Source organism: Algibacter sp. L3A6, assembly GCF_009796825.1.
Taxonomy (GTDB): Bacteria; Bacteroidota; Bacteroidia; order Flavobacteriales; family Flavobacteriaceae; genus Algibacter.
On the sequence record NZ_CP047030.1, the window covers coordinates 2694074 to 2718703 of the forward strand.

General features: G+C 33.9%; 23 protein-coding genes. 10 read left to right on the forward strand and 13 right to left on the reverse strand.

All coding sequences use genetic code 11. The features are described from left to right. Positions 1–4 precede the first annotated feature (4 nt). Both GQR98_RS11400 and GQR98_RS11405 read left to right on the forward strand, forming a co-directional pair. On the forward strand, positions 5–1057 hold the full coding sequence (locus GQR98_RS11400) for a YncE family protein (protein WP_159019608.1): 1053 nt from the start codon (positions 5–7) through the stop codon (positions 1055–1057). A 124-nt stretch (positions 1058–1181) separates the two neighbouring features. Beyond that, positions 1182–2150: a T9SS type A sorting domain-containing protein gene (locus tag GQR98_RS11405; RefSeq protein ID WP_159019609.1), complete on the forward strand. Its 969-nt coding sequence runs from the start codon at positions 1182–1184 to the stop codon at positions 2148–2150. A gap of 57 nt (positions 2151–2207) precedes the next feature. Here the strand turns inward: GQR98_RS11405 and GQR98_RS11410 are convergent, their stop codons facing one another. Next, positions 2208–2936 carry an ATP-binding protein gene (locus tag GQR98_RS11410; RefSeq protein WP_159019610.1) on the reverse strand — a complete coding sequence of 243 codons (729 nt, stop codon included), beginning with the start codon at positions 2934–2936 and terminating at the stop codon, positions 2208–2210. Further along, complete coding sequence (locus GQR98_RS11415; RefSeq protein ID WP_159019611.1) at positions 2936–4414, reverse strand: S41 family peptidase; 1479 nt, start codon at positions 4412–4414, stop codon at positions 2936–2938. The genes GQR98_RS11410 and GQR98_RS11415 overlap by 1 nt, the downstream gene beginning before the upstream one ends. Before the next feature lie 367 nt (positions 4415–4781). Between GQR98_RS11415 and GQR98_RS11420 the strand changes: the two genes are divergently transcribed. The 4 genes from GQR98_RS11420 (at position 4782) to GQR98_RS11435 (ending at position 6988) form a co-directional block, all read left to right on the forward strand. After that, on the forward strand, positions 4782–5291 hold the full coding sequence (locus GQR98_RS11420) for an RNA polymerase sigma factor (protein ID WP_042495747.1): 510 nt from the start codon (positions 4782–4784) through the stop codon (positions 5289–5291). Next, the gene (locus GQR98_RS11425; RefSeq protein WP_159019612.1) at positions 5278–5769 is read left to right on the forward strand and encodes a hypothetical protein; all 492 of its coding nucleotides are present in this window, start codon (positions 5278–5280) and stop codon (positions 5767–5769) included. Before GQR98_RS11420 ends, GQR98_RS11425 begins: the two co-directional genes overlap by 14 nt. A gap of 43 nt (positions 5770–5812) precedes the next feature. Then, positions 5813–6370, forward strand: coding sequence for a DUF4252 domain-containing protein (locus GQR98_RS11430; RefSeq protein WP_159019613.1), 558 nt, complete (start codon positions 5813–5815; stop codon positions 6368–6370). 75 nt (positions 6371–6445) lie between these two features. Then, entirely contained in the window at positions 6446–6988 is a 543-nt protein-coding gene (locus GQR98_RS11435; protein ID WP_159019614.1) for a DUF4252 domain-containing protein, read from the forward strand. A 255-nt stretch (positions 6989–7243) separates the two neighbouring features. Here GQR98_RS11435 and purB read toward each other — a convergent pair whose 3' ends face one another. Together purB and GQR98_RS11445 are read right to left on the reverse strand one after the other, a co-directional pair. Beyond that, complete coding sequence (gene purB, locus GQR98_RS11440) at positions 7244–8587, reverse strand: adenylosuccinate lyase (RefSeq protein WP_159019615.1); 1344 nt, start codon at positions 8585–8587, stop codon at positions 7244–7246. 89 nt (positions 8588–8676) lie between these two features. Then, complete coding sequence (locus tag GQR98_RS11445) at positions 8677–9243, reverse strand: adenylosuccinate lyase (protein WP_159019616.1); 567 nt, start codon at positions 9241–9243, stop codon at positions 8677–8679. Positions 9244–9280: 37 nt separating this feature from the next. On the opposite strand from GQR98_RS11445, the gene GQR98_RS11450 reads away from it, so the two are divergent. Both GQR98_RS11450 and GQR98_RS11455 read left to right on the forward strand, forming a co-directional pair. Then, complete coding sequence (locus tag GQR98_RS11450) at positions 9281–9754, forward strand: heme-binding domain-containing protein (RefSeq protein WP_159019617.1); 474 nt, start codon at positions 9281–9283, stop codon at positions 9752–9754. Between the two features lie 75 nt (positions 9755–9829). Beyond that, positions 9830–11065, forward strand: coding sequence for a glycosyltransferase (locus GQR98_RS11455; protein ID WP_159019618.1), 1236 nt, complete (start codon positions 9830–9832; stop codon positions 11063–11065). On the opposite strand, the gene GQR98_RS11460 is transcribed toward GQR98_RS11455, so the two are convergent. Continuing rightward, on the reverse strand, positions 11062–11508 hold the full coding sequence (locus GQR98_RS11460) for a KTSC domain-containing protein (protein WP_042495738.1): 447 nt from the start codon (positions 11506–11508) through the stop codon (positions 11062–11064). The genes GQR98_RS11455 and GQR98_RS11460 overlap by 4 nt on opposite strands. Positions 11509–11630: 122 nt before the next feature. After that, positions 11631–12311, reverse strand: a complete 681-nt coding sequence (locus GQR98_RS11465; RefSeq protein ID WP_159019619.1) for an SIR2 family NAD-dependent protein deacylase — start codon at positions 12309–12311, stop codon at positions 11631–11633. A gap of 134 nt (positions 12312–12445) precedes the next feature. Between GQR98_RS11465 and GQR98_RS11470 the strand changes: the two genes are divergently transcribed. Then, positions 12446–13102 carry a TrmH family RNA methyltransferase gene (locus tag GQR98_RS11470; protein ID WP_159019620.1) on the forward strand — a complete coding sequence of 219 codons (657 nt, stop codon included), beginning with the start codon at positions 12446–12448 and terminating at the stop codon, positions 13100–13102. Here GQR98_RS11470 and GQR98_RS11475 read toward each other — a convergent pair. Next, on the reverse strand, positions 13099–13839 hold the full coding sequence (locus tag GQR98_RS11475; RefSeq protein ID WP_159019621.1) for a carboxypeptidase-like regulatory domain-containing protein: 741 nt from the start codon (positions 13837–13839) through the stop codon (positions 13099–13101). The genes GQR98_RS11470 and GQR98_RS11475 overlap by 4 nt on opposite strands. Before the next feature lie 289 nt (positions 13840–14128). Continuing rightward, on the reverse strand, positions 14129–14908 hold the full coding sequence (locus GQR98_RS11480; RefSeq protein ID WP_042495732.1) for a carboxypeptidase-like regulatory domain-containing protein: 780 nt from the start codon (positions 14906–14908) through the stop codon (positions 14129–14131). Positions 14909–15101: 193 nt separating this feature from the next. Between GQR98_RS11480 and GQR98_RS11485 the strand changes: the two genes are divergently transcribed. Then, positions 15102–18050, forward strand: coding sequence for a T9SS type B sorting domain-containing protein (locus tag GQR98_RS11485; RefSeq protein ID WP_159019622.1), 2949 nt, complete (start codon positions 15102–15104; stop codon positions 18048–18050). Positions 18051–18179: 129 nt separating this feature from the next. On the opposite strand, the gene GQR98_RS11490 is transcribed toward GQR98_RS11485, so the two are convergent. The 5 genes from GQR98_RS11490 to GQR98_RS11510 all read right to left on the reverse strand — a co-directional run bounded on the left by GQR98_RS11490 (position 18180) and on the right by GQR98_RS11510 (position 24608). After that, positions 18180–20024, reverse strand: coding sequence for a DEAD/DEAH box helicase (locus GQR98_RS11490; RefSeq protein ID WP_159019623.1), 1845 nt, complete (start codon positions 20022–20024; stop codon positions 18180–18182). 379 nt (positions 20025–20403) lie between these two features. Beyond that, the gene (locus tag GQR98_RS11495; protein ID WP_159019624.1) at positions 20404–21366 is read right to left on the reverse strand and encodes a hypothetical protein; all 963 of its coding nucleotides are present in this window, start codon (positions 21364–21366) and stop codon (positions 20404–20406) included. A gap of 321 nt (positions 21367–21687) precedes the next feature. After that, positions 21688–22485 carry a hypothetical protein gene (locus GQR98_RS11500; protein ID WP_159019625.1) on the reverse strand — a complete coding sequence of 266 codons (798 nt, stop codon included), beginning with the start codon at positions 22483–22485 and terminating at the stop codon, positions 21688–21690. 26 nt (positions 22486–22511) lie between these two features. Continuing rightward, entirely contained in the window at positions 22512–23744 is a 1233-nt protein-coding gene (locus GQR98_RS11505; RefSeq protein ID WP_159019626.1) for a M48 family metallopeptidase, read from the reverse strand. Between the two features lie 66 nt (positions 23745–23810). Continuing rightward, a complete protein-coding gene (locus GQR98_RS11510; RefSeq protein WP_199270189.1) occupies positions 23811–24608 on the reverse strand; it encodes a TrmH family RNA methyltransferase in 798 nt (265 codons plus the stop codon). Positions 24609–24630: the final 22 nt, after the last annotated feature.

Here is a 24630-nt window from a genome sequence, read left to right on the forward strand (position 1 = left end):
AAAAATGAAGAAAATTATTTTATCACTTTTATCAGTATCACTTTTTGTCTTTTCATGTTCTAATGACGATGATGGCGATGTGCAATTACCATTAGGCGACTATGATAATGGTATTTTAGTTAGTTCGGAAGGTGGACCAGCATCTGTATCTTATATTTCAGATGATTACATGACTGTAGAAAATGAAATTTATTACAATGTAAATTCAGAAAATTTAGGTGTGTATTTACAATCTATTGGTTTTAACGGCGATTTAGCTTATATCATTTCTGATAACGCTAACACAATTACTGTAGTAAATAGATATACATTTTTAAAACAAGCTGAAATTTCAACAGGTTTACTAACTCCAAGATACATTACTTTTTTAAACGGTAAAGGGTATGTAACAAACTGGGGAGACGGTACGGATACTGCAGACGATTTTATTGCTGAAATCGATTTAACTACAAACACTGTAACAAGTACTATTGCAATAGGTGAAGGGCCAGAAAGAATTTTGGCTAAAGGCGATAATTTATATGTATCACACAAAGGAGGTTATAATATTAATAACATTATTTCTGTAATTGATACTACAGATGATAGTATTGAAACTATAACAGTTAATGATGCTCCAGATGAAATAGCTTTTGATTCTAACGGAAACTTAGTTGTTTTATGTAGTGGTGATACTAGATCTTGGGTAGCTGATTATGTAGAAACAGCGGCCTCTATTACAAGAATTAATACAACTACAGATACTGTTATTGAAACACTTGAGTTTGCAGCAGGTTTACACCCAAGCCAAATGGCACATGATGATGACGAGGTTTATTACGCTATGAGTAATAAAATATACGAGTTGGATGATGATGAGTCAACTTTACCAACAACATCTATTTTGGAAATTGCTGATATTTATCTTTACGGACTATCTGTTGATGATGATAAAATTTATGTAACAAATGCAAGTTTTACAGCACAAAGTGAATTGTTAATTTACGATTTAGATAGCGCTACTTTACTTGAGACTTTTAATGTTGGTCTTGGTGCATCGAAAATTTACTTTAACTAATATCTAAACTTTTACTAGTCCTGATACATCCTAATGTATCAGGACATTTTTAGAAAAACAACAATAACATATTAAGAACAGTTGCACTTTGTGACTGTTTTTTTTACACCTAATTTAAAAAATCATGAAGCAAAATTCCCTCAATTTATTACTTTTTGTACTATTTAGTTTATCTGTTAATGCGCAATCTTACGCACCAAAAGCTGGTGCAGATGGCTCTACAGCAATTCATCTTGATTCTGAAGATCTAGTAGCTTGGGCTACAGGTGTAGAAGTGGTTCGCGGACCTCAAAATATTGCAAACCCAACAGGGCCGTTGGCAACTGTTGGTGAGGCAGATAATGCCATTGGAAAGTCTAATGGTGTGATAGTGAGTCTTGGTGATGGAGGAACTGCGGTTTTAACTTTTGTAAACCCTATAGTTAATAATGTGGGGTTCGATTTTGCTGTTTTTGAAAATAGCTTTAGTGATACATTTTTAGAATTAGCTTTTGTTGAAGTGAGTTCTGATGGTGCTAACTTTTTTAGATTTCCATCGCATAGTCAAACCCAAACAGATACTCAGGTTGGAGGTTTTGGAAGCATAGACCCAACTTACATTAATAATTTAGCAGGCAAATATAGAGCGAGTTACGGCACTCCTTTCGATTTAGATGATATTACAGATAATGTTTTATTGAACAAAAATGCCATTACTCATGTAAAACTTATTGATGTTATTGGCACTATTGATCCTGCGTATGCATCATACGATAGTTATGGAAATGTAGTTAACGATCCTTACGCGACACCTTTTGGTTCTTCTGGTTTCGATTTAGATGCTATTGGTGTGTTAAAGCAAGTTACGCTAAGCTTAAATGATAAAACGGCAACTAATGCTTTAGGATTGTATCCTAACCCTGCAACGTCTCAATTATATGTTTCTAAATCTGGAACTGTTACTATCTATTCGGTTACAGGTAAATTAGTACTTAAGCAATTGGTGGGTAATAAAGCAACGCCTATAAGTGTTGCTCGATTAAATTCTGGTGTATATATTGTGAAGTTAACCACAACAGAAGGTGTACTTACACAGAAATTAATAAAGAACTAAATAGAATACGCATTGTATTTTTATAAAAAGAAATGCCACCTATTATGGTGGCATTTTTTATGTTGTTTGGTTTGGTATTAGATCACAATACCAAACGCCATATTTATCTGCAGAACAGACTGTGTTGTTATCGGTTTTAGGTGTATCATATTCGCGATATACTTTTTCGCCTATAGTGAAAGGTATCGGGTTTTCAAAAATAGGACCGTCGAAACAAAAAGTATGGAATTCGCCATTTTCCCCACAAGGATCAACACCTTCTGGTAGATTAGCTATAAAATTTTCATCTATAATTGTACCTACAAAATCGGCATCGAAATATTTAGAATTAGCACAAACTATAATAGTTTTAAAACCTAAATTTAAAAACTCGGTAAGGAGTGTTTTAGTGTCTTTTTTCCAAATAGGAAATACTGTTTTAATGTTGTGCTTGGCTAAATTGTTTTCTCTATAAGTGCGCAAATCTTCCAAGAAAATGTCACCAAAAGCACTGTGTGTAAAACCATCGGCTTTGAGTTGCGATACGGTTTTAAGCATAACATCCTCATAAATTTCCATGCTAGGCATTTCGGGAAGCTCTATAAGGCTCGCTTTAATGTTTAAGGCTTTGGTTTGGGCTAATAGTAAATCTGTTCTAAGCCCGTGCATAGACACTCTATTGTAGTGGCTGTTTACGGTTGTTACTAATTGCTCTATAGAATAATCTTGATTTTGTTGTAAATAATAAAGAGCTAAGGCAGAATCTTTGCCCGAGCTCCAGTTAAAATACGTTTTATGTTTTTGCATTAACGAGAAATAAAGTCGCTATTAATATACATTTCGTTTTCGAATTTGTTGCCTGTTAAAGGTGTTTCTAAAAGTTTAAAATCGCCTTGTTTGGTAACAGTACTTCGTCCGCTAATACCTCTAATATCATCTAAGGCCGTTTTTAAAATAGCTTCGTTTTCGTCCCCAAATGGCAAGGTAACATTCCAATAATCAGATTCGTTAATTTCGGCTAGGTTAGGTATAAAACCATCGGCATAATCACTGTCTCCATTTTTATTATAAATTTGAAATACAATGGGCTGTAGAGCGTTTAAGTGCGAAGAGTTTGCTGTACTTTGATTTAAGTAATCAGAGGAAGGAGAATCGTATAAAGTAATAGACCCTACGTTTTTTCCATAAGTTGTAGTACCAATAAGTTTTACAGGCATGTATGGTGCTAGTCCATTAATAATCATTTCACTAGCCGATGCTGTGTTACCAGAAGTTAAAATATAGACTTGGTTTAAAGTACTCAGGCGATTAATGGCTTGTGTACCGGTTCTTTCACTATCGCTGTTGTATACGTTTAAAGTGTTTGCAAAGTTGTAATAATCGTTTTCGTCTTGTTGTTTACTGTTAAAAATTAACTCAGCAAAACGCTCTTTATTGGCGTTAGCATAAATCATACTAGCTAGGTAAACAGATGTTTCTACAGATCCGCCACCGTTAAGTCTTAAATCTAATACCAACTCGCTAATGTTTTGGTCTTTAAAAAAGCCAAAGGCTTCGTTTAACTCGTCGTTGTATGATGATCTAAAGGCGTTATACACTAAATAACCAACTTTTTTTCCATCGATATCTGAAAAGACTTTGGTTAAATATACCGGGTTTTCTGAGATTACAGCAGATGAAATTGTTTTATCTTCTATAGCAGTTAAAGTACCAGTATTTTCTGAAACGAAAGATAAAGTAACATCATCTTGATATAGACCATTTATGGCTGTGTTGTATGTTGTAGTTGTTAGAACCGTACCGTTAATAGCGTTTATAATATCGCCTCGATTAATATTGGCTGCACTAGCAGGAGAATCGTCGGCTACGTGGCGTACATATATAATAACATCGCCTTCTGTATTTATTTGAACACCTTGAAAGCGTAAACCGAAAGATTTACTAATACCTTGAAAGGCTTGTTCTTGTTCTATATAATCTTCTATAAACCAAGAAAAACGATCGACGACATCGGTTTGGTAAATAAGACTGTTAAATAAGTTTTCTGGAGAAGAATATTGATTTAAATAGGCTTGGTAAGCGCTATTATCGTCAGTTTTAGAGTCGGCTAAATCGGGTACAAGGTCTTGCCAGTTGTACCAAGAGTTCATGGCTTTCCACACAAAGTCGTTTATTTCTTCGGTTTTCTCAGTTTCTGAGACAATAATATCGTCTTCATCTTTAAAACAACTAGTTGCAGCTAAGGATATTAAGGTAATAAGGAAAAGGCTTTTTATATTTTTCATGTTATTTTTTTTAGTAGAGCACGATATTTAAAACTCTAAATTTAGGTACATTATTGTGTAATAAAAAATATTGTTACGGTTTAAAAATCAAACATTATGCCGTGTTTAACGATATTGTTTTTAGTTTAGACTGTTTTTGGAGGCAGACCTTACGTAAGGGATAGCAGTGGAAAGCCCACAGTAAGCCCGATGAGAATCGGGATTACGAGGACTTGGAGCGTATAGCCCGACCCTTTGTAGCTTTTGCGGAAAAGGGATACGCCCAAATTATTTTAAAGTTTTTTTTTATTTGATGTAACAAATGAGAAATGCAGTCGTCGTAACTTAAATAGCCGTAACCAAGCTGTTTTAATAAAACCAATTCAAAATGACTCAAACGGAGTTTTTAAATGTTGTAATGCCTTTTAAGGATAAAGTGTTTCGGTTAGCGAAACGCTTATTAGTTTCGACGGAAGAAGCCGAAGATGCGACCCAAGAGGTTTTAATTAAGTTGTGGAACAATAAGAAAAAGATTGCTGAGTATAAAAACGTGGAGGCTTTTTCGATGACGATGACTAAGAATTTTTGTTTCGATAAGTTGAAATCGAAACAGGCGCAGAATCTTAAAATTGTTCATACAAATTACGAGGATAAACAAACGGCTTTACAAAAGCAAGTTGAATTAAATGATAGCGTAAACTGGGTGTCGAAAATTATTGAAGATTTACCCGAGTTACAGAAAACAATAATTCAGCTAAGAGATATAGAAGAGTATGATTTAGATGAGATTTCGAAAATGTTGGATATGAATAATACAGCAGTACGCGTAAACTTATCGAGAGCAAGAAAAGCAATAAGAGAAAAACTGACTAATACACATAATTATGGTATTAAATAATATAGAAAATTTACTAGAAAAATACGAGAATGGCGAAACAAGCCTAAAGGAAGAGCAGCTGTTAAAAAACTATTTTGCAGGAGACAATGTTGCACCCCATTTAGAAATGTATAAACCTATGTTTGGCTATTTTTTGGTAAGCAAGCAGGAGCAATTTAATAAGGATATTCCTTTTAAAACAGAAACTAAGGCAACCAAGCGTAATTTTAATTACAAATGGCTTTCGGTAGCTGCAGTAGCGGTTTTAATGATTGGGTTTTACTTTGGAAGTGGTTCGTTAAATAATGATGATTTAGGAACTTATGAAGATCCGGAAGTGGCTTTAATGGAGTTAACAAAATCGTTAGAAATGATTTCGCAAAATTTTAATAAAGGTGTGTCTACAGTAAATTATTTAGACGAATTGGAGAAAGGTAAAGCAACCCTTGGATATCTAAACGAAATTGATAATGCTACAGGATTAATTTTTAAAAACTAATTGAGAAAAAATGAAGAATTCAAATAAATTAAAATCAAATACAATGAGAAATAGATTAATAGTATTCGTAATGGCTGTAATGTTAGTACCATTAACAGGAATGGCGCAAAAAGATGTTTTTGAGAAATATAGTGACAACTCGGATGTGACGTATGTATCGATAAAACCAAAAATGTTTCAAATGATTGCCAAAATGGGAATTAATGTGGAAGATGAAGAAGCTAAGGCTTATATGGATATGGTAAAAAGCATTACAAGTTTTAAAACCATGATTACCGATAATAAAGTGATCGCTGCAGATCTTGCTAAATGGGTAAAATCGCGCTCTAGTGCTTTAGAGGAATTAATGGAAGTGAAAGACGATGGTACTAACGTGAATTTTTACGTAAAAGAAGGTAAAGATGCCGACCATGTTAAGGAGCTTTTAATTTTTGTAAATGGCGTTGATAAGTTTATGGAAGAAGGTATTGAAGTAGGTGGAAAGGAACGTAAAATTGAAACCGTTGTGGTATCGCTAACCGGTGATATTGACCTAAATGAAATTTCTAAACTTACGGATAAAATGAATATCCCAGGAGGTAAGCATTTAGATAAAAAGTAATAGTTTAATACTGTTCAACAGATGTTTTACTTAAATATAAAAACAATTTCATCAATCAAATTAATACCATCAATCATGAAACGAGCTATTAATCACTTGTTATTAGGTCTTTTTGCTACAGTTATGTTAGTTAGCTGTAGCAGCGGGCCAACTTTACAAACTTATTTTGTAGACCACCAAGAGGCGCCAAATTTTATTTCGCAAGATTTACCAATTTCTATGTTGAAAGTAGATAAATCTAGTTTTACAGAAGAGCAAAATGAAGCTTTTAACTCTGTAACCCGTTTAAACTTTATTGGCTATAAGGCTAATGAAAGTAACACAGAGGATATAAAAGTAGAAATTGCTGCGGTTAAAGAAATTCTAAAGGATGAGAAATACAACGAACTTATTGAGTTTAGTGATAAAGGCAATAAGATTGCTGTAAAATATATAGGCACTGATGATGAGGCAGATGAGATTATTATTTTCGGAAGCTCTAAAGAATATGGTTTTGGTATTGTGCGTGTTTTAGGTAGCGACATGAATCCATCAAAAATGGGAACTCTGATTGGTGCATTAAAAGGTGCCAATTTTGATAAAGACCAACTTAAAGATATTCAAAACTTTTTTAAATGATTTAACTCGTAATCATTACAGTTAAATGTTAATGTAAAAAGGGACACTTTTGCCGAAGTGTCCCTTTTTTTATGAGTGTATTTTAACTATTTTAAATTCTGTTTGGTGTAGATAATATTGTAAACAATGGTTATAAACAAAACAGATATTACGGTTAAAACAATATAGTTATCGAGAATCTGTAAAACACCTGTGCAAAAAATAACCGCTACAAGAACGCCACAGAGTATTAAAGACGTTTTATCATCAAACATATTATATACCAGTATAGTTGCTAGGTGTAATATTTTTTAATTCCGTTTTTATAACGTCTGTTACTTCCAGAGTATCTATAAAGTTAGAAATAGAGGCTTGGTTTATTTTCTCGTTAGTACGCGTTAAACCTTTTAAAGCTTCATAGGGATTTGGGTATGCCTCACGACGTAATATCGTTTGGATAGCCTCGGCAACCACGGCCCAGTTGTTTTCTAAATCTTGAGCAAATTTATCTTCATTTAAAAGTAATTTGTCTAAACCTTTTACGGTAGATTTAAAAGCAATTAAGGTATGTCCGAAAGGCACCCCAACATTACGTAAAACCGTACTATCTGTTAAATCACGTTGTAATCTTGAAACTGGTAATTTAGCCGAAAGATGCTCAAAAATAGCATTTGCAATTCCTAAGTTTCCTTCAGAGTTTTCAAAATCTATTGGGTTTACTTTATGTGGCATTGCAGAACTACCTACTTCACCAGCTTTAATTTTTTGTTTAAAATAATCTGTAGAAACGTAAGTCCAGATATCGCGATCTAAATCTAAGATAATGGTGTTTATACGTTTTAAGGTATCAAACAAAGCCGCCATATGGTCGTAATGCTCAATTTGTGTTGTAGGGAACGAGTGGTGTAACCCTAATTTTTCCTGAACAAATGTGCTTCCAAAAGCTTTCCAATCAATATTTGGGTAAGCGACGTGGTGCGCATTAAAATTACCCGTTGCACCACCAAATTTGGCTGCGCTTGGTATATCATTCAATAAATTAAATTGCTCTTGTAAACGTACAACAAACACTTCAATTTCTTTACCTAAACGTGTTGGTGATGCTGGTTGCCCGTGCGTTCTTGCTAGCATTGGTATGTGTGCCCAATCTTTAGATAATGTTTTAAGTTTTTCTAAAACCACAAAATACTCAGGTACGTAAACATCATTCATAGCTTCCTTAATGCTTAAAGGAATTGCTGTGTTGTTTATATCTTGAGAGGTTAACCCAAAGTGGATAAACTCTTTGTATGCAGAAAGGTTTAAAGCATCAAATTTTTCCTTTATAAAATACTCAACCGCTTTAACATCGTGGTTGGTTACACTTTCAATTTTTTTAATAGCAAGTGCATCTTCCGAAGAAAAATTCTTATAAATACCTCTTAAATCTTCAAATATATTCTTGTCAACAGATTCTAACTGAGGTAAAGGAATTTCACAAAGTGCAATGAAATATTCAATTTCTACTAAAACACGATATTTAATTAGAGCTTCTTCCGAAAAATAAGGTGCTAATTCATTTACTTTACTTCTATAACGACCATCGATTGGTGATATGGCGTTTAATGCTGATAATGACATAGTTTATTTGATTTTTTTGAAGCTGTAAAGATAGTTTTTTTCGTTGGAAGTCGGAAGTCGGATGCTTGAAGATTTAACGGTTTTTAAATTTATTTTTTCTTCATTTTTTTTAGAATAATTCGTGCTCGTGCTTTAAATGCAGCACTTTGAGTTGGATAATCACGATCTAAAATTATTTTTAATTCTGAATGAATCCAATCAAAATCTTTTCCGAATAAAAACAGCGCAACCATGCTATAAGCTTTAGCTGCAACTTTTTCATCATTAATCATATAATCAAAACAGGTTTCAATAATACGTTCTTGCTGCGTTTTCGTTAAAGCTGTTTTTATGAGGTTATCTTCTTTAGAGTAGTAGTGCTGTGCTAAAATTTGACATATTTTGGCCACAGGGCGCACTGCAGGATCTAAATGTACTTTGTTTATATCTTGGGTAAAAGCCTCTAAATAAGGTGCTATAGTATCGGTATTTTCGGTACACATAAACTCTAAAACCCAGGCCGCTCGTGGCGATAGTTTATCGTCTACCATAAAAAGAAGATCCAGTAACTTCGGGATTAACGTGGGATTGTTAATCAGCATTTTAGAATAAAACAAGCGCTTTTCTCTAGAATGGTTCACGTAATTTAATTCGTTGTACAGTTGCTCGGTAGTCAAATGGATTGCTTATTTTTATGCTTTAAATTTAATTAAAATGAAGATAGTAAAAAAAGTATTGTTGTTTTTATTAGTGGCCTTTGTGATCGGTCAATTTTTTGGTCCAGACAAAAATGAAGGTGATTTAGCTTCGATAGATGCTTTTTTAGCTGAAACAAACCCGCCAGAAGATGTAAAACTCATTTTAAAAGAAACCTGTTACGATTGCCATAGTGATGTTACCCGATATCCTTGGTACAATAATATAACTCCGGTTAATTTTTGGTTAGCCCACCATGTAGAAGAAGGTAAAGAAGAACTTAATTTTTCTAATTGGGTTGGTAATTCTGTTAAACGAAAGGATCATAAGTTTGAAGAAATTATAGAAATGGTAGAGGAGAAGGAAATGCCTTTAGAATCTTATACTATTACACATTCTGAAGCTAAACTTAGCGATGCGCAAATTCAAGCTGTTGTAGATTGGGCCAAGTTAGTGCGTGTTACATACGGAATGCAAGCAAAGCCTGAGTAGGTTTAGTCACAGTCACAGTAGTGGTTGTATTAGAATAGGAGAGCAGTCATTACGGTTTAATATCATATAATTTAAGTGAATAAAAAAGTATTAATTATCGGTTTTGTTTGGCCAGAGCCTAAAAGTTCTGCTGCAGGTAGCCGAATGATGCAGTTAATTGAAACCTTTAAAAGTCAAGATTACAACATCACGTTTGCGAGTCCGTGTGCAAAAAGCGATAATGCTTTTAATTTAGAAAGTATAGGTGTTTCTCAAACTGCTATCGAATTGAATAATTCTAGTTTCGATACGTTTGTAAAAGATTTTAACCCAGACTTTGTGCTTTTCGATCGTTTTATGATGGAAGAACAATTTGGCTGGCGTGTTACCGAAAACTGCCCAAATGCTATAAAGATTTTAGATACTGAAGATTTACATAGTTTACGTAAAGGCCGCCATCAGGCATTTAAAGATAATGTTTTGTTCGATAAAAGCTATTTGTTTAACGATACAGCAAAACGAGAAATAGCAAGTATTCACCGTTGCGATTTAACCTTAATTATTTCGGAAGCGGAAATGGATATTTTAAAAAATGACTTTAAAGTAGATGAGGCTTTATTGCTTTATTTACCGTTTATGTTAGAGCCAATTTCTGAGGATGCCATTACTAAGCTTCCTAAGTTTGAAACCAGACAACATTTTATAACCATTGGTAATTTTCTACATGAACCTAATTATAATGCGGTACTTTATCTAAAAGATACTATTTGGCCATTAATTAAAAAACAATTACCGCAAGCGGAATTACATATCTATGGGGCTTATGCGTCTCAAAAAGTAACACAGTTAAACAACGAGAAGCAAGGTTTTATAATAAATGGTTTTGCCGAAGATGTACATACGGTTATGCAAGAAGTCAAGTTATGTTTAGCTCCAATTCGGTTTGGTGCAGGTTTAAAAGGTAAATTAATAGATGCCATGCAAAATGGTACACCTATGGTAACTTCTAGCGTTGGGGCAGAAGGTATGTTTGGCGATTTTGAACCTAATGGGTTTATTGAAGATGATGCCAATAGTTTTGCAAACCAAGCCATAGAGCTATATCAAAACGAAGTGCTTTGGAGTAAAATGCAGGAGAATGGATTTGCTATAATAAACAATCGATTCAATTCGCAAAAACATAAAAGTATGTTCTTATCGCGAATTGAATCGATTGTAGATCATTTAAATATACATCGCCAAAATAATTTTATGGGTCAAATGCTACATCATCATAGCATGCAGAGCACCAAATTTATGAGCCGATGGATTGAAGAGAAGAATAAAGCCTAAGCTTCTACTTCACTTTTCTTAATTTTTCTGTAGGTAAATGAGTTAAAGATGTTTCGTTTACCAAAACGTGTTTGTTTATCAGATTGTGAAAATTTGATATACAATGCTTTGTTTACACCAAAGAACTCATAAGTATTTCCGTCTAAAAAAGTAACTTCTAAAAGTAATCCTTTATGTTGCCAATCCATTATAGGTGTAGCAATAGTCGCATTAAATTCATCTAAATTAGCTGCTTTTGTTTCAGGAGCAATACTAACTAAAAAGTGGTAAGCGTCAATAATTTGTCTACTTTTTAATTCAGCTTCAATAGCTTTTTCATCTCCAGCCTGAAATTTATCAGGGTGCCATTCTTTTACTAAGTTTCTGTAAGAAGATTTTAGAGCTTTTAAACTCATATCTTGTTCGGCACCAAATAATTTCTTGTATTCATTAATACGTTTCATAAATCGTAATTCTAAATTTTGCGCGAAGATAGTCTTTTATATTAGTTTGCGAATTTGTAACGGAACTATTTCTTATATAAATTGCTGAAACGATGATTAATGAAGTAAAAATCCGATGAAAATCAAGGCTGTTTTAATATGTTAGTCAATTTTAAAACACCAACGGTAGCTGGCTCTGCAATTACAGTTATGTTTTTAGAGCTCGCCATGTTGGGTTTCGGGTCTATAAAATAGGTATCGGTGTATTCTGGAACATAATGCATTAAGCTTGCCGCAGGATACACTTGCATAGAGGTTCCAACAATAATTAAAACATCGGCGGTTTCACAAATTTTAATGGCTTTATCCATCATCGGGACATCTTCGCCAAACCATACAATATGCGGACGCATTTGGTAACCTTGTTTGCATAAATCACCAAGGTTGAGGTCGGTTTTCCATGTTTTTATATCGGTTTCATTAAAAGTGCTTCTCACTTTTAGTAATTCGCCGTGTAAATGGGTTACGTCTGTACTGCCAGCGCGTTCGTGTAAATCGTCTACATTTTGGGTAATAATACTTACCTTAAAATCTTTTTCGAGCTCAGCTAAACCTATATGCGCTTTATTAGGCGTTACAGTATTTAGCTGTGCACGACGTTGATTGTAAAAGTTTAAAACCAATTCTGGGTTTGCTGCAAACCCTTCTGGAGTGGCAACTTCCATAACATCATGGCCTTCCCATAAACCATCTGCATCGCGAAATGTTTTAATACCACTTTCTGCGCTAATGCCTGCTCCCGATAATACAACAATATGTTTCATACGGTTAAAAATATAAATTTAAAATGAATTGAGAACGGCTTCCGTTTTAATTTAAAATGGATCCCTTTCTTTTAATTCTAAAATCTTCTCAGTCTGTGAGTTTGTGATTTAAAATACTTTTATATTTTTGACGCATGATCGATATAAAACTCCTAGAGCATTTGGAAACCTTCCTTACACCATCACGAAAGGAAAAATTCACCAAAGTTTTAGCACAGCGCACCAAACATTTTACGGTAGCTACAGAAGATGTTTACCAACTGCATAATACCAGTGCGGTAATGCGTACTTGCGATGTTTTTGGCATACAAGAACTTAATATTGTAGAAGAACGAAACTCTAAAGATATTGATAGGGAAATAGCGATGGGCGCTCAAAAATGGGTCGATTTAAATCGCTATAATCATGTAAAAGATTGTATTACCGATTTAAAAGCTAAAGGTTACCAAATAGTAGCAACCACACCACATGCTAACGATTGCGATATTAAGGATTTTGATGTTACTAAAAAATCTTGTTTTTTCTTCGGAAGAGAGACAGAAGGTTTATCTCAAGCAGTTTTAGATGAGGCAGATTGCTATTTAAAAATACCTATGGTTGGATTTACCGAGAGTTTGAATATATCGGTTTCTGCAGCTATTATTTTGCAACAAGCTACTTCAAAACTTAGAGCATCTAATTTAGAATGGCATTTAACCGAAAATGAAATTTTACAAAAACGCTTAGATTGGTGTACTAAAACCATTAAAAGTTACGAGAAAATTACCGAACGTTTTTATGAAACGAATTAATCGGTTTCGGTCGTTTTTAATAGTTCTCTAAAGTCGCGGCTGCAGTTAAGCAGTTTATCGAGTAGCATAAATTCGTTTTTCTCTAAAAGTAAATCACTGTTTATATATTGTTCTTCGCAATAGTCAAAGAACAAAGGCGCATAGCCTTCGGGTATTTCTAATTGATTTGCTAATAATTCTGCATTGAAAAATTTGTGTGTTGTAAATAGAGAGTCGAATGTTTTATGATTTATTGTTGTTATTTCTACAGGTTTCTTTTTTTTAAGCTTTAGTAACTTACCAATTAGTTTAGAAACTTGAACAAAGTCTATTCCAGATTTAGGCATGTTTTTGTACCAGGTTTCTGTATTATTTTTTAAGTCGTATGCTAATACAGCTCCTAAATCACTGTTGGTTTCAAATGTTTTTAAATCGTTTTGCTTATCAGCGAGCAAGACTTCTTGTAGTTGGTTTACTTGTTTTGTTAATTCAATAACCAATTCGTTTTCCACATGAAAGGTGTCAATTTTTAGCGTTTTAGTAGCATGAAAAAGCGAACTAATGGTAATCGTATCATTTAGTGTTGCTAGTAAATTGAAACTTCCGTTTGCATCGGAATATGCTGTGGTGTTTTTTGTTTTGTTGAAAATTTTAGCACCTTTTACCGTAGATTCTGAGTCGTAGATTTTCCCTGTAATATTTTGAGAAATCATAGTGGCAGGTAATAAAAAGAAGAGTAGTGTTTTTCTATATGGCATGATTTATTTTGATGGTTGAATATCAAATTAAATCAATTATTGTTTAGTGTATTGTGTCTTTAAGTTTTTTTAAAGTGTTAATTAGTAAAGTTTTAACTAATTGTTGTTTTGGTGCTAAATTTGGCAGATGGTTGCGTTAGGGATTGATGCGGCATCCTTTTTGCAAAAACAAAAGTGCTTTAAGTTTGGTTGAAACTGGTTTAAAAAAAGTAAGTAGTTTTAAATGCAGACAGGCGTTTGCAAAAAGATATAGCGGAAAGCCCGACCCTTGTGGTAACGCCTAAATAGTTTATATTTTACGTGTTCTACCGCGACTTAATAGCTTGTACTCTTCATAGCATTCGCTTATGGCATCTAGAATTTGTAGATCGTTTGCCTTTTGTATAAATCCTTTTGAGTAGTTACATTGGCTCACAATTTCGTCTAAATCTACGCGGTCTACTTGTAGTAAAACGGTAAGCATTTCACGATCGAATTTACTTGCTAAAAGGTTTCTAATTTCGTCGTCTTCTTTCATCTTTTTTAGCTTTTTAAGCTCGTTTGGTTTTTTACCAAACATACGATGTAGAAAATCGGCTGGGTTAAAAATAGAGCCAATAACTTTAGTTAATCCAGATTTTTTATCGGCCTCGTAACCAGAACCTTCTATACCAGAAATACTGTAACGGTAATTACTGTTTACGGCAGGTACTTGTTTTATATCAACTTCTAAAAAGCCGGTTAATTTTAGTTGGCTTACCACAACTTCTTCTAAGGCAAGCGCAAGTTCGGTAAGGTTTATGTTGGAGCTTCCAAATTTTAACCAGTCGTTAGTAACACGAACTTTAATAGATTTAAATCCTAAATAAGAAAAGTGTAAGGTATCGTTAGCTTTAGCTGTAATTGCAAATTCTCCTTTGTCGTTTGTTGTGGTTCCTTTTACTTGGTTAAGGTTTACAATATTAACGCCTTCTAGTGGAGTAGATGTCGATGCATTAAGAACTACACCAATAGCTTTTTCGGCATCTTGGGCATGAGTTTGCCCAACCAATAAAGCAAAAGTAAAAAGGAGTAATACGTATTTTCTCATCAACAAATTTTTTATAAAAGTACTAAACTATTAAATATAACCATATATTTTAATATAATTTAACTTAGAAGGGCTTGAGTTATGCCTATTTAACGAAGATTATGGCTTTTTTATGAAAATTTAAAAGTTTTTTATTAAGAATATTATTACAGATGCTTATTTTTGAAGGAAATTAATAAATCCTTCCAAAACGTTGAATTTTGATTGCAAATTTAAGTTTGCTAACTACTTAAAGCACATAGTTTTATGGTGCTTTTTTGTGGCCTTGTTTTTTCCGGGTTTTTCTAATGCGCAAGACCAAGCAGCTAACTGGTATTTTGGTTTTAATGCGGGTATTAATTTTAATGATGGCGAGGTAAATTCTCTTACAGACGGAGCGCTTTCTACAAACGAGGGCTGTTCGGTAATTTCCAATACAAAAGGCGAGCTTTTGTTTTATACTAACGGTGTTAGTGTTTGGGATAGAAACCATAATATTATGCCTAATGGTAATGGTTTAAATGGGCATCCGTCGAGTACGCAATCGGCTGTTATTGTACCTAAGCCAAATTCTGATACGATTTACTACATTTTTACAATTATTGATTTTTTTAAAGCCGAAGGCCTACAATACTCAGAGGTTGATATGAGTTTAAATGGTGGAAACGGCGATGTAACATCAGAGAAGAATGTGTTTTTAATAGCGCCTGGTACCGAGAAAATATCGGCAGTGCAGCATAGTAACGGGATAGATTATTGGGTAACTACGCATCTTTGGGATAGTAGTAGTTTTGCAACATTTAAAATTACAGCAGCCGGTGTAGAGACCACTCCCGTAATATCCGATGTTGGAAGTTATCATGGTGGTGCTGGTTTTAATGTTATAGGCTGCATGAAATTTTCACCTAACGGAAAAAAATTAGCAGTTGCTAAATGGAGTGCCAATAGTTTTGTAGAATTATTTGATTTTAATAAAGAAACCGGCGTGGTGTCTAATCCCGTTTTAATCGATAATTTTTTTGGAGCAGATTATTTAGATGGCGCTTATGGTTTAGAGTTTTCTACAAATAGCCAATACCTTTATGTTAGCGATTTAAATCAGCAATATTACACCTCAGAATTACATCAATTAGATTTGGCTGTATTTACAGCAAGTGCCATTAAAGCATCCGATGTGGTTATCGCTAAAGAACGACGCTTAATTGCCGGTTTGCAATTGGGACCCGATGGTAAAATATATGTTTCAAATACATTTTCGTCTTATTTAAGTGTTATAGAAGCGCCTAATAATAAAGGCCTGAGCTGCGATTACCAATATAGAACGATAAACCTTAGCGGGCGTAGTGCTATTTTTGGATTACCCTCCTTTATTCAGTCGTTTTTTGTAGGTAAAATAGAAGTTGAAAACACCTGTTTTAACGATGCTGTAGTGTTTGATTTACTAACCAGCGAATCTATAGATTCTGTTTTATGGGAGTTTGGCGATGGCACAACATCGACTTTAATAAAACCCGAGCATACTTATGCAGCGGTAGGCGATTATTTGGTTAAGGCTACTTTTAAATCGGGAAGCTGTACCTATAATGTGGCTAAAAATTTCACAATTTACGATATGCCAATAGCGAACGCCGTAACCGATTATGTGTTTTGTGAAGATCTTGGAAACGATGTTTTTGAAACTTTCGATTTAAGTAGTAAAACTGCCGATATTATAGGCGCACAGAGCACAACACTTTTTGAGGTCAGTTATTTTGAAAGCTTTGAAGATGCTACAGATGATGTTAATATGCTAAACAGTATGTACACCAATACAAGTAACGCTCAAGATATTTATTATAAAATTAGTAATACCTTAAGTTCCGATTGTTACGATATATCAAGTTTTAAATTAATAATAGAAACAGAAACTGCGGGAATTCCTGACGATCTTGTTTTGTGTGATGATGTTTCTAACGATGGTGTTGAAACGCTCAGTTTATCTCAGTTTGATGATGAGGTGTTAAACGGTGCGTCATCAACTGAATACGATGTTAAATATTACGAATCGCAAGCGGAAGCCGATGCAGGTGGTCCAGGCTTAAATACCAGTATTTTTACAACATCTAGCAACAATCAAGAACTTTTTACACGTTTAGAAAATATAGCAACAGCCTGTTTTTCAACATCGAGCTTTAATGTTATTATCAACGACACGCCAACAGCATACCCGGCGGAAGATTTGTTTATTTGTGACGATGGCTCTAATGGCGGTAAAGCCTTTTTTAATCTAGGCGATCAAACCGTTGATATTTTAAACGGTCAAGCCGGAAATGTAACTTACCATACATCTCAAGCTGAAGCCGAAACTAAATCTAATACATTACCAGAAAACTACGAGAACCAAAGTACGACAGAAGAAATTTTTGCGCGCGTAGAACTTTCTTCTAATACAGAATGTTATGCGCTTACATCATTTTTTATTCGAGTAAGTAGCCAATTGATTATTGATATCGATGAGGTTTGGTATTTATGCCCAGGTGAAAGTGTGCAAGTCTACGTGAGTTCTATGCACGACGAATATCTTTGGAGTACCGGAGAAACAAGCTCGGATATTATGGTAGAACAAGCTGGTGATTATAGCATTACAGTCTCTAATATAGACAACTCTAAATGTAGCATAAGTAAAACCGTTAGGGTAGTAGATGCTAGTTTGCCACTCGCGGTACATATTGAAATTAATGATTGGACGACAAATAGCAATTCTGTAGTTATTACAACCGAGGGCGCTGGTGCGTTTAAATACTCCATAGATGGTAATATATACACAAGCAGTAATACCTTCGATAATCTAGATGCTGGCGATTATACGGTATATGTTACTAGCGAGAGCAACTGCATGGTATATTCCGAAGATATCTATCTACTAAATTACCCAAAGTATTTTACACCAAATAACGATGGCTACCACGATTACTGGAAAATAGAATTCGCAGAAACGGAGCCTGATTTAGAAGTTCATATTTTCGATCGTTATGGTAAATTAATTATTCAGTTAAATCCGTACTCAAAAGGGTGGGACGGAACCTTTAATGGGCGCATGCTAACCACATCCGATTATTGGTTTGTAGTAAATAGGCCAAGTAAAAACCGCCAATACCGCGGGCACTTTACTTTAAAACGTTAATAGCACCGTTAAGTTTATTTCTTATAACAGAGCAGTGGTCTGTATTACTTTAAAATTTAAGCATAAAAAAAAGCTGACTAAAAGTAAAATTACTTTCAGTCAGCTTTTTATATATTATAAAACTAAGTTCTATCTTCTAGAACGTCTAGCTCCAGCAAATTTTCCGCCACCAGAATCAGAGTCCGAACGTCTAGAGCTTCCTCCACCTTCGCTACTTCTACGTCTGTCGCTTCTGCTTCCTCCAGAACCACTTTTTCTATCATCACCGCGTCTTCCGCCGCCACCGCTGCGTTTGTCGTCGCGTCTTCCGCCACCGCCACGTCTATCATTGCGTCTTCCGCCACCGCCTCGGTTTTCCGAAACTTCAACGTTTACAAAACGACCTTCATGTTTAAAGTCTGTAAAGAAAGCTAAAACTTTATCTTTAGTTTCATTTTCAGTATTAAAGAAAGAGAAACTCTCTTTAACTTCCACTTTAAATACATCATCTCTACCAAGTTGTAATTGGTCTTTTAAGAAATCTTTCAATTTCATCCAATCAAAACCATCTTTTTCACCAACGTTAATAAAGTATCTAGTAGAGTTAGAGTTTCCTCCAAAATCACGACCACCTTCGCGTCCGCCATCTCTTTCTCTATCTCTAGAACCTTCTGCAACATTTAAGTTTTTAGATTTTTGGTAATAGTTATAGAAACGTGTAAATTCTACAGAGAAAAATTTCTTAATTAATTCCTCTTTGCTAGTTTCTTCAAACATTTCATTAATACTAGTAAGGTATTTGTCAATTTCATGATTAACCTCAGTATTATGTATTTTATTTGCTAAAGACATTAACTGCACTTCGCAAATTTCCATACCATCTGGCACTTCTTTTTTCTCAAACTCACGTTTAATAATGCGTTCGATACTTTTTATTTTTCGAACTTCACTTTTCGAAACAATAACCATAGAAATACCGTTTTTACCAGCACGTCCAGTACGACCAGAACGGTGTGTATACGTTTCAATTTCGTCAGGTAATTGGTAGTTTATTACGTGTGTAATATCATCAACATCAATACCACGAGCCGCAACATCTGTTGCAACAAGCATTTGTATTTGGTTTTTTCTAAACGATTGCATAACCAAATCACGTTGGTTCTGGCTTAAATCGCCGTGTAAAGCACCAGCGCTGTAACCATCTTCAATTAAGTTTTCGGCTACTTTTTGAGTATCACGTTTTGTTCTACAAAATACTACAGAAAAGATATCTGGGTTAGCATCTGCCAAACGTTTTAAAGCTTGGTAACGATCTCTAGAGTTTACTAAATAATACTCGTGAGTTACATTACTTGTACTTTCATTTTTATTTCCAACCGTAATTTCTTGTGGGTTGTCCATAAATTTTTTCGCAATTCTAGCTACCTCTTTAGGCATAGTTGCAGAAAATAACCATGTGTTTTTGTCTTCTGGAGTATGCGATAAAATATCGGTAATATCCTCTTTAAAACCCATGTTTAACATCTCATCAGCTTCATCTAAAACCGAATATTGAATTTTAGAAATATCAACCAGTCTACGGCTAATCATATCTTTCATTCTACCTGGTGTAGCCACAATAATCTGTGCACCACGTTTTACCTCACGAGCTTGGTCTGTAATGCTAGATCCACCATAAATGGCAACCACATTTAAACCTTTACAATACTTACCGTATTGTTTCATCTCGTTGGTAATCTGTAAACAAAGCTCACGTGTTGGGCTTAAAATTAAACCTTGCGTTGTGCGGCTGTTTACATCTATTTTAGCTAACATTGGGAAACCAAATGCCGCTGTTTTTCCTGTTCCGGTTTGGGCAAGTGCCACTAAATCGGTTTCAGAATTTAATAAAATTGGGATTGCTTTTTCTTGAACTTCACTAGGCTTTTCAAATCCTAAATCGGTAATTGCGCGTAAAAGGTCGTCATTAAGACCTAATTCTTGGAATGTGCTCATTCTTGTATAAGTATTCGATTTTGTTATGTGGTGTTACATAAGAAAGCGAATCGACATACTTAACCTTAAACTTCCAGTAACACATCCTCTCTCTGAGGAATATAAACTCGATTTTTCCCGAGTTTCAAGCTGCAAAGGTAATCAATTTTTTGGATATTCAATATTTTGGGCGTTTTAACACGCTTTCCGCTATATCTTTTTAAAAACTTAAAGCTTTCGGTATGTTAGTGCTTATCTAGAATGTTTGTAGAAATAACAAGGTTTCTTGCTGCTTAAATTTTTAAAAAGGATGCCGCTGCAATCGTTAACGCGGGGTTGGGGATAGGGTTATTTCAGATCTCATACTAAGTTGAGAGATTGTGTTCAATTTGAACAACTATTAGTCATTTATAGCTTTTATATTACTAATATCAATTGAATCAGTAAAGTTTCCTCTGTTATCACAAAAAACTATCATACCTTGTTTCCAATTATGAATAATATTTTCGTGAATATCGTATTGATTAGTTGTTAAAACTTTATTTATAAATAGGTTTATCATTGATTTATAGACTATTACTCTATTTATTACTGTTTCCTTTTTATCCATAGTAAATGAAAATACAGGATTATGATTTTCATTTACTAAATCTCCAATTGTAGAGAAATGAATTATTTCACAGTCTAGGAAATCTCTATTTCTTTTTAGCTTCATAGAATTATTTAGTCGTATCATTAATTGAGAATCGAGATTTTTAGAGTTTTCAAGTCTGTAGAATGAATTATCCCATAATCTTTTAATTATTCTAAATTTACTAAATCTAGATATTTCTCTATCGTTTAGGAAAAAAGTAGGAATCAAGAATTCGCTAAATATATGTTTTTGTATTTCTTGCGGAAATTCGTATTTGCATAAAAAATCAAAAACAAGTCCTTTAAGGAAGTAATTATTAAACTCAGAATTTTTTAATGGATTTGTTATTAGTGTTTTTTCTAATTCTTTTGAGTTTAGACTAGTATATAAACTTTGTTTTTTAGCTATATCTATTAAGCTGTCATTTTTTAAAATTTCTAGATTAAGAAAGTATTCTTCTGCTTTTTCTTTTAGATTTTTAAATCCTTTTTTGTAGTTTTTTATTGTAAGCTCTTCATTTGTAATTAAGTTTTGTGGAAATGGAATTGTGATTCCTAAAGCTTCCATTATGCTAAAGGGAGTTATTGAATAAGCTATGTCATGTATGGGAATATTCTTAAATATATTGTGCTTCTGAATTGACTTTTCAAAATTAAGTAGAAACTCTCCATTTTTGGAGTTCATCAAGGGGCGATAAATATTATTGTCTAATAAAAAGTGATACTTCATGGGTTTGGATGTTCCTAAGATATCAAACTGTTTTAATACCCAACATCAAACGAAAGTAGCTAAAAACTTTCACAAATTCAACAATAACCAAAATGAAAACCCATCAAAATTAACAACTTAGCGCAACCCATATCATGCGATTTCTCCTAGCGTCGAAATGACAAAAAAAGGGGAGTGGTATTTTTTTTATAGCTTTTTTAATGAGGCAATTAAAGGTTCGATTTTATAGGTGGTTTTAGTGTAATCACCACATATAAATCCAAATTTTTATAATGTTTTTTTATCGATAAATAAGAAGTTTATCAATAAGGTTTGGATAAATTAGTTACTCTTTCTGCTTGTTAATACAATTACAAGCCAGCCTAAACCAAGAGCAAGAAAGACTACACCAAAAGGATCATCTAGTCCGCGCATTGCAAATCGTGCAAAACCAAGAATCGACATCACTAAAGCGCCTTTCCAACTACCAAAAAATCCTGGTTTTTCAATAACTTCGGTTTTGTCTATTCTTTCTGTCTCTGCTTCGTTAAGTATAAAATCGGTGCAATATGTATCAAAACTTGGTTTAGCATTATCTAAACTGCAAATTAACCCAGTTTTAGAGTCAAATGCTTTATTTACACATCTTTTACAAAGGCTCAATCTATCATCAATGGTGTTATATGTTTTAGTTTTTAAAGCATTAACATCTGTAGGCGTGTAGTTGATTTTTTGTATGGCATTGTATTTTCCTAATATTTTTTTTCTTAAATAAAAAGCATTAATAGCTAAGTAAATTGTTAAAATTAGCGATACTAAACTTATAATGATTTGGTAATGCGCAAATATCCCAGGGTGCGTTATTAACTGAATAGTTATTGAAATAACAGCTATACCATTAAGAGCAATAACAGCATATAGTATGTACTCAAAAGTTTTTAAGTTTTTTTGTATTGTTTTGGCTTTTATAGATTTATCTAAGATGTTTATAAAACTAAAAAAGACAAAAAGTTTACCTAAAGTAAATATATTGCCAATAATATTATTGGTAAAGCCATATTGGAAGCTGGTTATTATTGTTATTACTAACGTAATAATTATGGTTGCTATTGATAGTAGGTAGGTGTTTTTCCAGTTCATGAGGTTTGGGTTTAAAGTTAAAATAATTATCGTCTTAAATTTCCAATGCGTTCCTGCAGGGTAGGATGCGAGTAATGCATAAAAACATAAGCGGGATGAGGTGTTAAATTGCTTAAGCTATTTTTAGAAAGCTTCTTTAAGGAGGTTATTAATGGTTCGGCTTTGTAGGTGTTTTTGGCGTAATCATCGGCTTGGTATTCAAACTTTCTAGAAAACATGTTCATTATTAAACCTGTGATTTCCGAAATAGGAGCGTAGAGCATCCCGAAAGCCACCAAGCCAATATGGAAACTTGGTATTTGCACACCTAAAGCTTCTGATAATAACGGATTAGAAATAAAAAGTGATAATATAAAAAGCGTAAAACCAGTGAGCAAAATAGAGGTTACCAAATTAAAAATGATGTGTTTCTTTTTGTAATGGCCAACCTCGTGTGCTAGCACAGCAACAATTTCATCTTCATCTAAATCGTTTATTAAAGTATCGTAAAGCGTTACTCGTTTTTCGCTACCAAAACCAGAGAAATAAGCGTTGGCTTTTGTGCTGCGTTTAGAGCCATCGATAACAAATATTTTATCGAGTTTAAAACCAACCGTGTTGGCATACTTCGAAATGCTATCGCGTAAACTTCCTGCTTCTAATGGGGTTTGTTTGTTAAAAAGAGGTACAATAAGTTTAGAGTAAAACATATTGATAAACAAACTGAAAATAGCCACTAATCCCCAAGCATACAACCAGAAACTGTTTCCCGTAACTTGGTAAAACCAAATAATTATGGCTAAAATACCACCACCAACAATAGCCATCATGAGCCAGCCTTTTAATTTATCTAAAAAGAAAGTGCCTTTTGTGGTTTTATTGAACCCAAATTTTTCTTCAATTACAAATGTGCTGTAATAAGAGAATGGTGTATTGAGTATATCGCTACCAATGGTAATAATACCGAAGAATATAAGCGCGATAATTATTGGATTTTCGCTGTAGCTGCGTGCTATATTATCAATGAGTTCAAAACCATCGAACCATAAAAACCCTAAAGTAAGCATTACGGAAAAGGTAGATGTTAGCAAGCCAAATTTGTAATTGATGGCTTTGTATTGCTGAGATGTTTTATACTCTGTAGTATCGTAAACATCTTTTAAATCTTCAGGAAGCGCATCATTAAAGTGTTTCGCATTTAATGCATCTAAAACTTTATCAACTATAAAATTGACGATTATTAGTGCAAAAATGATGTAGAAAAGCGTGTTTGCGGTCATGTTTGTTATGTTTCAACCTTAAAAAAGATTGTTGATTTGGAGGGACGTATTTTTGGTAATTTACAATTATTTAAAATTACGTTGGCGTTTGGCTTCAAAAATTAAGATACCCGCAGCAACAGAAACATTCATAGAATCGATTTCGCCTTGCATAGGTATAATGATATTTTGAGTGGAATTTACGCGCCATTCATTACTTAAACCCGTAGCTTCTGTACCAACAACAAGGGCCGTAGCTTGCGTGAAATCTTGAGTATGATAGTCTACCGAAGCTTGTAGAGCTGCACAGTAAATATTGATGTTATGTGCTTTTAGAAATTCTATAATTTCGGTAGTAGAACCCGTTGCGATAGTATTGGTAAACACACAGCCTACGCTAGAACGAATAATGTTTGGGTTGTATAAATCGCCTTTTGGGTTCGCTATTATTACGGCATCGGCATTGGCAGCATCGGCAGTACGTAAAATAGCGCCAATATTACCTGGCTTTTCTGGAGCTTCAGCAATTAAGATTAGCGGCGTTTGGGTGTCAAATTTTAAATCACTTATTAGGTGGCTTTTTGGTTTGGCAACGGCTAGAACGCCTTCTGTAGTGCTTCGGTAAGCAAGTTTTTCGTAAACGTCTTTAGATATTTCAATAGTTGAATTCTGGCTTGTAGTTAACGCTTCTAGTTCGTTTTCAGAAAAGAGCCCTGGGTAGAATAAAATGGTGTCTAATACATAACCACCTTTTATGGCTAATTCTATTTCGCGAATGCCTTCAATTAGAAAAAGACCTGATTTTTTACGTTCCCTAGACTTTTCTTTTAGTTGAACGAGTTGTTTTATGTATGCATTCTGGATGCTTGTAATTGCTTTCATCATAATATTTTACAAAAATAATTTA

What these genes read in the sequence shown, in the direction of transcription:
- GQR98_RS11400 (WP_159019608.1), top strand. Translation starts at nt 5, where the DNA reads ATGAAGAAAATTATTTTATCACTTTTATCAGTATCACTTTTTGTCTTT.
- GQR98_RS11405 (WP_159019609.1), top strand. Translation starts at nt 1,182, where the DNA reads ATGAAGCAAAATTCCCTCAATTTATTACTTTTTGTACTATTTAGTTTA.
- GQR98_RS11410 (WP_159019610.1), bottom strand. Translation starts at nt 2,936, where the DNA reads ATGCAAAAACATAAAACGTATTTTAACTGGAGCTCGGGCAAAGATTCT.
- GQR98_RS11415 (WP_159019611.1), bottom strand. Translation starts at nt 4,414, where the DNA reads ATGAAAAATATAAAAAGCCTTTTCCTTATTACCTTAATATCCTTAGCT.
- GQR98_RS11420 (WP_042495747.1), top strand. Translation starts at nt 4,782, where the DNA reads ATGACTCAAACGGAGTTTTTAAATGTTGTAATGCCTTTTAAGGATAAA.
- GQR98_RS11425 (WP_159019612.1), top strand. Translation starts at nt 5,278, where the DNA reads ATGGTATTAAATAATATAGAAAATTTACTAGAAAAATACGAGAATGGC.
- GQR98_RS11430 (WP_159019613.1), top strand. Translation starts at nt 5,813, where the DNA reads ATGAGAAATAGATTAATAGTATTCGTAATGGCTGTAATGTTAGTACCA.
- GQR98_RS11435 (WP_159019614.1), top strand. Translation starts at nt 6,446, where the DNA reads ATGAAACGAGCTATTAATCACTTGTTATTAGGTCTTTTTGCTACAGTT.
- purB (WP_159019615.1), bottom strand. Translation starts at nt 8,587, where the DNA reads ATGTCATTATCAGCATTAAACGCCATATCACCAATCGATGGTCGTTAT.
- GQR98_RS11450 (WP_159019617.1), top strand. Translation starts at nt 9,281, where the DNA reads ATGAAGATAGTAAAAAAAGTATTGTTGTTTTTATTAGTGGCCTTTGTG.
- GQR98_RS11460 (WP_042495738.1), bottom strand. Translation starts at nt 11,508, where the DNA reads ATGAAACGTATTAATGAATACAAGAAATTATTTGGTGCCGAACAAGAT.
- GQR98_RS11465 (WP_159019619.1), bottom strand. Translation starts at nt 12,311, where the DNA reads ATGAAACATATTGTTGTATTATCGGGAGCAGGCATTAGCGCAGAAAGT.
- GQR98_RS11470 (WP_159019620.1), top strand. Translation starts at nt 12,446, where the DNA reads ATGATCGATATAAAACTCCTAGAGCATTTGGAAACCTTCCTTACACCA.
- GQR98_RS11475 (WP_159019621.1), bottom strand. Translation starts at nt 13,839, where the DNA reads ATGCCATATAGAAAAACACTACTCTTCTTTTTATTACCTGCCACTATG.
- GQR98_RS11480 (WP_042495732.1), bottom strand. Translation starts at nt 14,908, where the DNA reads ATGAGAAAATACGTATTACTCCTTTTTACTTTTGCTTTATTGGTTGGG.
- GQR98_RS11490 (WP_159019623.1), bottom strand. Translation starts at nt 20,024, where the DNA reads ATGAGCACATTCCAAGAATTAGGTCTTAATGACGACCTTTTACGCGCA.
- GQR98_RS11495 (WP_159019624.1), bottom strand. Translation starts at nt 21,366, where the DNA reads ATGAAGTATCACTTTTTATTAGACAATAATATTTATCGCCCCTTGATG.
- GQR98_RS11500 (WP_159019625.1), bottom strand. Translation starts at nt 22,485, where the DNA reads ATGAACTGGAAAAACACCTACCTACTATCAATAGCAACCATAATTATT.
- GQR98_RS11505 (WP_159019626.1), bottom strand. Translation starts at nt 23,744, where the DNA reads ATGACCGCAAACACGCTTTTCTACATCATTTTTGCACTAATAATCGTC.
- GQR98_RS11510 (WP_199270189.1), bottom strand. Translation starts at nt 24,608, where the DNA reads ATGATGAAAGCAATTACAAGCATCCAGAATGCATACATAAAACAACTC.